Here is an 8,204-nt window from a genome sequence, read left to right on the forward strand (position 1 = left end):
AACCCGAAGCGCCGCAGGCAAAGGTGCTGACATGACCAATCCTCCCTGATCAAAGGGAATCACGATCGGCGCTTCTGCAAAAGCCAAAACGATTCAGGGTGCGGACGAAAAGCTTTAACTTTCAGGTTATAAGCCCGATCAGAGACGAAAACAGCAATCTAATTATTTCGACAAGCTGCGCAAAAATGTTTTGATTTATTTTGATTTTCGCTCGACTGCATTAAGCGGAACTGAGTGGCACAAATTGGGCAAGAACGGCAATCAAAGGCTGCGTGGCGTTTAGTAAACTAACGCATTCCAAACAATCACATCTACCGAACGTCAGCGAAGACCTTCGAATTTCCGCTCAAGCAGCGCTTCCGGGATGTCGATCCAATCCCATATTTCACCATCCCAGCGACACACGCCGTGCTTGTAATCGAAGTAGAACATAATGCCGTCCACGACCTGCAGACCATTTGGCGTCGGGGTGTTTCGGTTGATGAACGGATCGTTCAATACCGGCTTGATCCTGGTCATGATATGGCCATCAAAGCCATGCAAACTATAGTCAGAGGCAACGATCAGCTTGTCCGAAAACCAGACTGCCGAGATGAGCGTCTCGCGATCTCCGTGAAAATCCACGCGATCGAAGTTTCCACCGGTATTCCCCTTCAGAATCAGGCCGTCGACACCAACGATCCAGATATTCTTGTTGGGATCCTGATACAGATCACGGATCACGATATCTTCCGGCACATCGACGCGGTCGAGCGTCCGGCCGTCAAACCTGTAAACAAACTGCCGTCTTGGACCACCGGAGCCAGCAGCGTTCATTTGATCCATGAGGTCGACGAGACGTTCCGGCGTAAGATCGGGGCGATAGTCTGGATGATCGAGCAAGTTCCCTGCGCGGGGTTGCGCGGGCAAACTCACCGCCTCGATCAGCATGTCTCCGTCGCCCAGCAGGATTGCGTCGCCGAAACTCTCGGGTTGGTATCCATCGCTGCCGCTTTTATCCGCCGAGATGACATTCCACGCGGCTTCACCGGTGCGTTCATAAATCTGGCGGCCGGCCCCGAACACAAAGCTGGTCTCACCACGCCGCAGGAGTGTATGTGTCGCGCCGTAACCTTCAGCGTCATCGCTCAGCACGCCTGCGCCCGGGATCTTCGACCAGTCGACCTGGCCACCCCGTATCGTGTAGACGTCACCCTCGTTCGAAAGAGCGAGAAGAACATCCTTTTCGTCGGCATAGAGCAGATCCACGACTTCACGCTGAACGTCTATCCGGCTCCACGGTTGAGGAAAGTTTCCATCGTAGGTAATTATGGCGCTGAATGGATCGTCATATTCCAGTTCCCCAAGAACAAAGCTGAATTGATCCTTTGACAAAGCGGTACCCACCAGCAAACGCGGCGACCAACCTTTAGCGCGCATCAGTAATATCCTCTTTCCAACACAACTTTAGCCTGACCGGACGGCAGCGGCCGCTCACACGTGCGCCTCGGCGCGGTCAAGCGTCCTTAGTGTGGCCCTGTTATCGGCGTCGGCACGTTTGCCGACGCAGCGCCGGATCAAGCCATATCCGGATGCTTGATCCTCTGCCATTCGGTCCCATCGAAACGAAAGATATCCCGAAGACCGACCACCCACAGAACATCGCCGATCGCCTGCGCGAAGAACGGCCCGGCGTTCGGCGCATCCGAACCCGCCGAGGGTTGGGTCAGCGGCGGCAGCGCGGGTCGGAAACGGCCAAACGCTCCGGTTTCGGGATCGAGTTCGTAGAGCCCCCCGGGGCGGACGCTGGCGGCCATCACCAGCTTGCCGCGATAGGGCGTGAAGCCGTGGAAAAGGTTGTTGCGGGTCGGCGCGTTCACCGGATTGAAGCCCCGCGCCCAGCTGCCATGAAGGATAACGCCCTCGCGTCCGCAGATCCACACGCTGTCCCGGTTCTCGATGCAGATACCGGTCAGCGCGGCCTCGGCGACGGGCAGTTTCAGTTCCTGAAGGATCTGCCCGTCCCAGTAACACAGGACCGGCTTGGTCCCCGGGCCGGTTTCGCCGCAGATATAAATCGCGTCCTCGGACAGACCCTGAATGTCGTTAAAGAAGACGTTGCGTGAGGCGGGATTGAGGGCTCTTTGGGTTACCCACTCCTGCCATTCAGGCGAAAGGAACTCTGGTTCGGGATGCCCGTTCTCGGCAGCGATTTTATCCTGTCGTTGTTGCGCATCGGGATCGAACAAAACCGCATCCGTCAACAACCGCCAGTCATCGCGGCCATACCTCTTATAGATTTGGCCGCCGGCACCGCACACATACAGCGACTGGCCGATCTGCCGCAGCTTGAACACCTTGCCATAGAATTTCGACCCGGGATTGGTCGTTCCCGCACCTGGGATCACCTCCTGAACGCGGTCAGGGCGGGACAGATAATAGACATCGCCTTCCGCCGATAACAGCGCATAGCCACGCGGGCGCGCTGGCGAGATTGCGGCATCATCGACAACCGCAATATCCTGAACGCTCAATGAAAAATGATCGGAAAACCACTGTTCGCCGGGCGCTCCGCCATGTTCATACTGATAAACCAAAGCGTCGGGGGTATAGATTTCTGCGCCGGCTAGCGTCGCCGCCAACATCAGGCTGTCCGCAGACGCAGCGCGGGCACGGGTCAGGATGATCATTCGACTTCTCCGGTTAGGGTAGAGATTTAGTTTCGCCCCTTGCTAAAGCTTTCGTCGTCTCAGGCGGCAACGGCGGCAGGCGCTTGGCCCGTAGGAGTTGATTAGGATTTTTTCCGGTATATTGTCGCGCCACAGCCAAATTGATTTCTTTTTCGCAATCCGGGCGCACTTTAATCATCGCGTCAAGGGATTCTCTCACGACACCAGAAAGCGGCGCAGTATGCGGCGGCTTCGCGTCGACTGCCAGCTTTTCAATAGCAGCATCCGCAGCATGCGCCCGGTTATGTTCGGTATCGTTTGTAGCCGCCTGACCGGCAACGCAGATCGCCATGCCGTCAGCAAGGCTCGGCATGTTGGGAATACGATCGCCTGACGTCCGGCTTCCATAGCGCAACGTCCAGTCCGGCACGATATGATGCGCTTGCATGCCATAGCCGCCGCAAATCTTGCGCATCTTGCCATAGCGCCCGACCTCGCATTTCTTGCGATATTCTTCGGTCTGGCTGACCCGCACATTGTCGCCGGTTGGCGCGGCAGCATCTTCCGGGTGCTGTAGTTCGTCGAGTTCCATCTCGTTCCGGTAGTCCCGGAGCCGATTATCATAGTCTTCCCGCACTTCATTAAGCCGATCACCGCGACGGATGCGGGCAATCGCGTCCTCGTGGATTTCGCGCTCGACCCCGTCGTAGTTCTCAACCCCACCCTTAGATAAGGCCTCACGTGCCATATAGGCTTCGGGGTTCGCCTGCCCCCATTTCATATCGTCGTATGCGCCCTTGGCCAGCTTGTAGCCTTGATAGGCAAGGTGTCCTCGTCGCGCCCATCTCAGAATCGTCCAGAGAGATGGCCCCCCCGAGCCAGGTGGCTGGGCAGGTCCGTCCGGTGGAGACGTCGGGACAGGCAGATTTCCGGTCGGAGGCAAACCGGCAATGGGCGGGTTTTTGACTGGCGCGTCTACAGGCGGCGGACCGGCGTATTTCGCCCAGTTTCCCGAAGCATCTGCCAATCGCACAAGCGATCCCGGCGCGGGATCATCATTCACCGGCGGCGAAAACGCCCGCACATCTTTGACAAACAGCGCCTCGCCCACCGTATTGCGGTTGTTCATGTGGAAGCGGTCGAGGTGGCGGATGACCGGGCTTCCCTCGGCGCGAACCTGAGCGGCGTGGGTGATCGGCTCGCTGATGCCGCCGACGGTGTTCGAGACAACACCCTTGCCGATCCCGGGCTCGTCGCCATGGACATGGCTGGTGTTCGAGCGCATGACCATGACCTTCTGCCGGGTGAAGCGCACGGATGTCGTGTAATTCTCGTCATGCCCGCAGAAATCGACGACCGGATACGGCACTGGCGTTCCCGGTGATTTGCAGACGTCCGGCGCAAGAGAAATGATCCGGGCCTGATCGTTGTCGCGCAGACCCTCACGCGGCATGCTGGTCGTCCAGGGTGCGGGATAGCCGGGCTCTCCGATATACTGGTCGTCGGGGATGCTCACGCGGCGGCCTCCTCGGCTGACTGCCACCACCAGCCCAGATGCAGCTTCACACCCAGCGCTTCCGGCAAAGGAAAGCGGGCCCGCCACGTCAACAGGATAAGCGTGTCTTTGCGCCAGTCGAACTGCACGCCGTCAAGGTGAAGCGGTATCCACCCGCCTTCGTCGACCCGCACCGCCAGATTCAGGCCGGGAAGCCGACCGGAAGCCACCTTGTATTCGGGGTGAAGGTTCGTCAGGCAATAGCTTTCGTTCGCCTGAAGATACGGCGCGACGACCTGATCCTTTGGCGCGCATTGCCAGAAACGCGGATCGAAGTCCTTGGGCAACAGCGGATGACGCGTTGCCTTCCAGTCATCGTCATAGGTTCCTGCATATCGTGCGCGCTGCCGCCAGAACGGCGGGACGGGTCCAAGGCCCGCCGGCCCGGATGCGGGGGTCATCTCGGCCTCGGCCGACACTTGCGGGGCAGGAACGGCGTGGTTTTGCCATGTCTCCTTCGGGCCTATGCGGCCGCGGCCGAGCGGGTTATGTTCATCCCGCTCCGCATCCTCAAAGACATTCGGTCCGCCAGACGCATGGCGCCAATCCATCGGAACGGACTCGGTCGGATCGGGCCGGGTCAGTTCCCAATCAACAATCGCCTCATGGCGGCGAAACGGCCAGCGGGCTGGTTTGACCACTGGTTTCCATGCGCGCGGACCACTGACGTGAAGTCGCTTGCGGATGGGGCCGATATCCATCTGGCAGGTCCAGCCGGGTGACGGCCCTTGCGGCGCATGGCTCGCGCCAAGAAATGTCACATCGGTTCCGGGCTTCTCCGGCACCAGATCGGACTGATGCAGCATCGGGGTTTCGTGCGGATCGCCCTCATAGGCATCCTGCCATTGCAGCGGCATCTGCTCATCGCGCCAACGCGCAACGCCATCCTGCACATGCTCGAATGTGCCCCGCAGCGTGACCACGCAGTCAAGATCGCCGTTCTGATCGAACTGACGAAAGGCCAGACCCGGCAGTGGTGTCGGGTTCACCAGCTCCATCAGTTCACGTCGACGGGCTTGCCGCGCATCTGAAAATGGCCAGTCGCGACGAAGTTGAAGGTCTTGCCGAGGATTATGACCTCGCCGTTGGATTTCATTATGAATTTGCTGTCGCCGCATTCGATGACGAATTCCTCGCCGACGGCGATCTTCTTGTATTTGCCGACGCTTTCTATGGATGTCGCCCCGACATTGGTGACCTTCGACACCCCGATCTGCTCGGCCCGCGCGATCCCGATCGTATCCGATTTGAAGCTGCCAACGATCGTGTTCATGATGCCGGGCAGCGGGAAAAGCCCGGCCGCGGCTTCGCCCAAACTGTTGCCGGCATCGCCCAGCGCGCGACCGGCATCGGGGCGATCGCTGTCGCCCCCGACGATACGGGAACGATTGCCCAAGCCGCCCGCGCCCAGAAAGCCCAGCGCGGATGACGCAACCGTTCCCGCGAACAGATCCATTCCGGAACCAGCACCTCCGGCAATCTCTCCCGCCTGCTTCAAAAGCCCTGCGGTATTCCCGGCCATTCCGCCGACTGCGGCCATGAGCGCGAAGGCCGAAATGCCGGTGCCCCCGACAACCGTGTTCATCGAGCCGCCGATCTCGTGCTTCTGATTGCCGCCGACCTCGACCGCCCGGTTCCGGCCAACCGCCGCGACCTCATGCCGGTCAACGCGTTTGATGCGGTCGTTCAGCACACGGGTCGTCTGGTCCTTCTGGGCATGGAAGAACATGTTCTGGATGCCATTCTCATCCTCGAAGGCGATTTCGTTGAACCCCTGGCCCTGATGCGTGTTCGACCGCCACACGGCTTTCGTCTTATGCGCCGGCAGCGGATAGGGCGCGTCGTTCTTGCCATTGAACACATTCCCGACCACGACCGGCTTGTCGGGGTCGCCCTCCAGAAACTCGACCAGCACCTCCATGCCGATCCTCGGGATCACCATGCCGCCCCAGCCCGCGCCGGCCCAGTTCTGCGATACCCGGCAGCGCATCGACCAGGCGCCCGCCAGATCCCAGTGGAACCGCACCAGAATGCGGCCGTATTCGTCGCAGTCGATCTCGCCCTCGCCCACCACCTCGGCGGTCTGCGGGCCCTGCACCACCGCTGGCGGCGTCCGCTTCGGCGGCGCCATCGGCGCAGTGTCGGGCATCAGCACGTAAGAGCCGGTGAAGGCGTAGCCGTCGCTGCCCTGCCCGCCCGAGCCATAGGCCTCGCTGACGAAGTGATGGCTGGCGCTGAGGCACAGATAGGTCTCGCCCGTCCCCGGCACCCGGTCGCCCGACAGCGTCATCCGCAGACCCGCGCCAAGGCTCACGCAATCCCCCACCGCGCGGTTGCGGCGGTCGGCGCCGCGTTCCTGTTCCGTCCGCAGCCCCGCGACCAGCTTGCCCACATCCTGCGCCGGATAATCGCCCGGATAATCAAAGCTTTCGATCTGACCCTGCGCATGGGCCGCGTCGCCCATCTGCTCGGCCACCATCGCCTGCGTCGGCTTCTTGAAGTTGTAGTCGGTCAGCCGCACCGCGCCGGTGGTGATGTTCCGCTCGGGCGCCCAGTCCCAGAAATGCTCCTGCTCATACTGGTGATGGCCGTCATAGGACTTGAAAGGCCGCGGGCCGATCTCGTCATGCGCCAGCACGTCGTCGGTCAGGACCAGCGTATGGCTGCCCATGGCGTGGCGGAAATGAAAGCTGATCCCGGCCCGCTCCATCTGGCGGCGGGCGAAGTCCAGATCGGATTCGCGATATTGCACGGTGTATTCGAGGTTCGGATAATCCTTCGACAGGCGGATCTCCAGCGCCGGATCACCGAGGCCGGCATAGTCGCCAAGCAGTTCCTGCAGGATCTGGACCACGTTCCGGTTGTGAAAGATGCGCTGATTGCGCCGCCGCCCGGCAAGCCAGAACCACGGGCGCAGCGTCAGATCATAGCGATGCCCGTTCTCGCCCACCCCGGCCCAGCGGGCGCCGGTGACGATGCCGTCGAAAGGCCGCATCTGGTCGTGCGCCTCGATCTCGACCGTGGCATGAGTGCCGACGAGCGCGTCGAAATCCAGATCGTCGCGGGTAGCGAGCGCCTCGACCCGATATTCGAACAGGTCATTCAGATGATCGCTGCCGTCAAAACGGAGAAGCGCCAAAACATCGGACCCGAGCGCGGTCGTCAACCGACCCAACCGCTCGGCTTGGCTGAAGGGGGCGTTCATCAAACCTCCTACTCGACAACATAGCGAAACTATTAATTGTCATATGTATACAAGCTCAGACCGGGTCTGAGAACCCGGAAGAATGGCAAAGCCGGGCAAATTATGTTTCGAGATCGACTTGGCGGCCCGTCGCGCCGGCAAAACACGGAGCGGCGCGATATCGGAGAGGTTCGCGCGTGCGGTGGGCGCGAAAGAGGACGGATGGGACGCGCCCCGGTTCAAGGATCTGGTCGAGCGCTATGTCGATGTGCACCTGCCCAATCTGGCGCAGACCAATGCCTCGGACCAGCGCTTCATGCTGACGAAGCTGGTCGGGCCGGAGTGGAACGACCGCCTGGTGACCGAGATCACCTCCTATGAGGTGGAAAAGCTGCTGAACCGGATTGCAGAAGGCCGCGCCCGACCGCACAAAGCCAAACCCAACAACCGCGCCCGGAAACCGCAGGGCGCGAAGCCGACGCCGGTGCGCGCCAGACTCGTGGCTCCCTCAATCGCGGCAAAGAAATTCGTCCGCCCCTGATCATCCAGTATTGCGAGCTATTCGTTGGCCGCCTCGACCAGCGCGGCTTTGATTTCGGCGAGCTGGCGTTCTTCTCTACGCTTACGCATCACCTTGATCTGATGGGCAATCTTGTTCTGCTTTTGTCTGCAGGTGACAACAAAAAAGCCGCGACCCTCTCGGGTGCGGCTTGTTCGCTAAGATTGGTTGCGGGGACAGGATTTGAACCTGTGACCTTCAGGTTATGAGCCTGACGAGCTACCGGGCTGCTCTACCCCGCGTCCGTTTGAGCTTTTC

General features: G+C 60.4%; 6 protein-coding genes and 1 tRNA gene. 1 reads left to right on the forward strand and 6 read right to left on the reverse strand.

Going from position 1 to position 8,204, the window contains the following annotated elements; translation table 11 throughout:
- Nucleotides 1-321: 321 nt before the first annotated feature.
- From ACFSCT_RS12295 to ACFSCT_RS12315, 5 genes are all read right to left on the reverse strand, one after another.
- The gene (locus ACFSCT_RS12295) at nt 322-1,419 is read right to left on the reverse strand and encodes a hypothetical protein (RefSeq protein WP_379143155.1); all 1,098 of its coding nucleotides are present in this window, start codon (nt 1,417-1,419) and stop codon (nt 322-324) included.
- A gap of 137 nt (nt 1,420-1,556) precedes the next feature.
- Complete coding sequence (locus tag ACFSCT_RS12300; RefSeq protein WP_379143156.1) at nt 1,557-2,669, reverse strand: hypothetical protein; 1,113 nt, start codon at nt 2,667-2,669, stop codon at nt 1,557-1,559.
- Nucleotides 2,670-2,682: 13 nt separating this feature from the next.
- Nucleotides 2,683-4,164, reverse strand: coding sequence for a DUF4150 domain-containing protein (locus tag ACFSCT_RS12305; RefSeq protein ID WP_379143158.1), 1,482 nt, complete (start codon nt 4,162-4,164; stop codon nt 2,683-2,685).
- Nucleotides 4,161-5,192, reverse strand: coding sequence for a DUF2169 family type VI secretion system accessory protein (locus ACFSCT_RS12310; protein ID WP_379143160.1), 1,032 nt, complete (start codon nt 5,190-5,192; stop codon nt 4,161-4,163). The genes ACFSCT_RS12305 and ACFSCT_RS12310 overlap by 4 nt, the downstream gene beginning before the upstream one ends.
- An 8-nt stretch (nt 5,193-5,200) precedes the next feature.
- Entirely contained in the window at nt 5,201-7,408 is a 2,208-nt protein-coding gene (locus ACFSCT_RS12315; RefSeq protein WP_379143162.1) for a type VI secretion system Vgr family protein, read from the reverse strand.
- A gap of 82 nt (nt 7,409-7,490) precedes the next feature.
- On the opposite strand from ACFSCT_RS12315, the gene ACFSCT_RS12320 reads away from it, so the two are divergent.
- Nucleotides 7,491-7,928, forward strand: coding sequence for a hypothetical protein (locus tag ACFSCT_RS12320; RefSeq protein WP_379143164.1), 438 nt, complete (start codon nt 7,491-7,493; stop codon nt 7,926-7,928).
- Between the two features lie 183 nt (nt 7,929-8,111).
- On the opposite strand, the gene ACFSCT_RS12325 is transcribed toward ACFSCT_RS12320, so the two are convergent.
- Nucleotides 8,112-8,188: transfer RNA gene (locus tag ACFSCT_RS12325), tRNA-Met, on the reverse strand.
- Between the last annotated feature and the right edge of the window lie 16 nt (nt 8,189-8,204).

The sequence above is a fragment of the Paracoccus pacificus genome (genome assembly GCF_042680785.1).
In the GTDB taxonomy this organism is placed as follows: domain Bacteria; phylum Pseudomonadota; class Alphaproteobacteria; order Rhodobacterales; family Rhodobacteraceae; genus Paracoccus; species Paracoccus pacificus.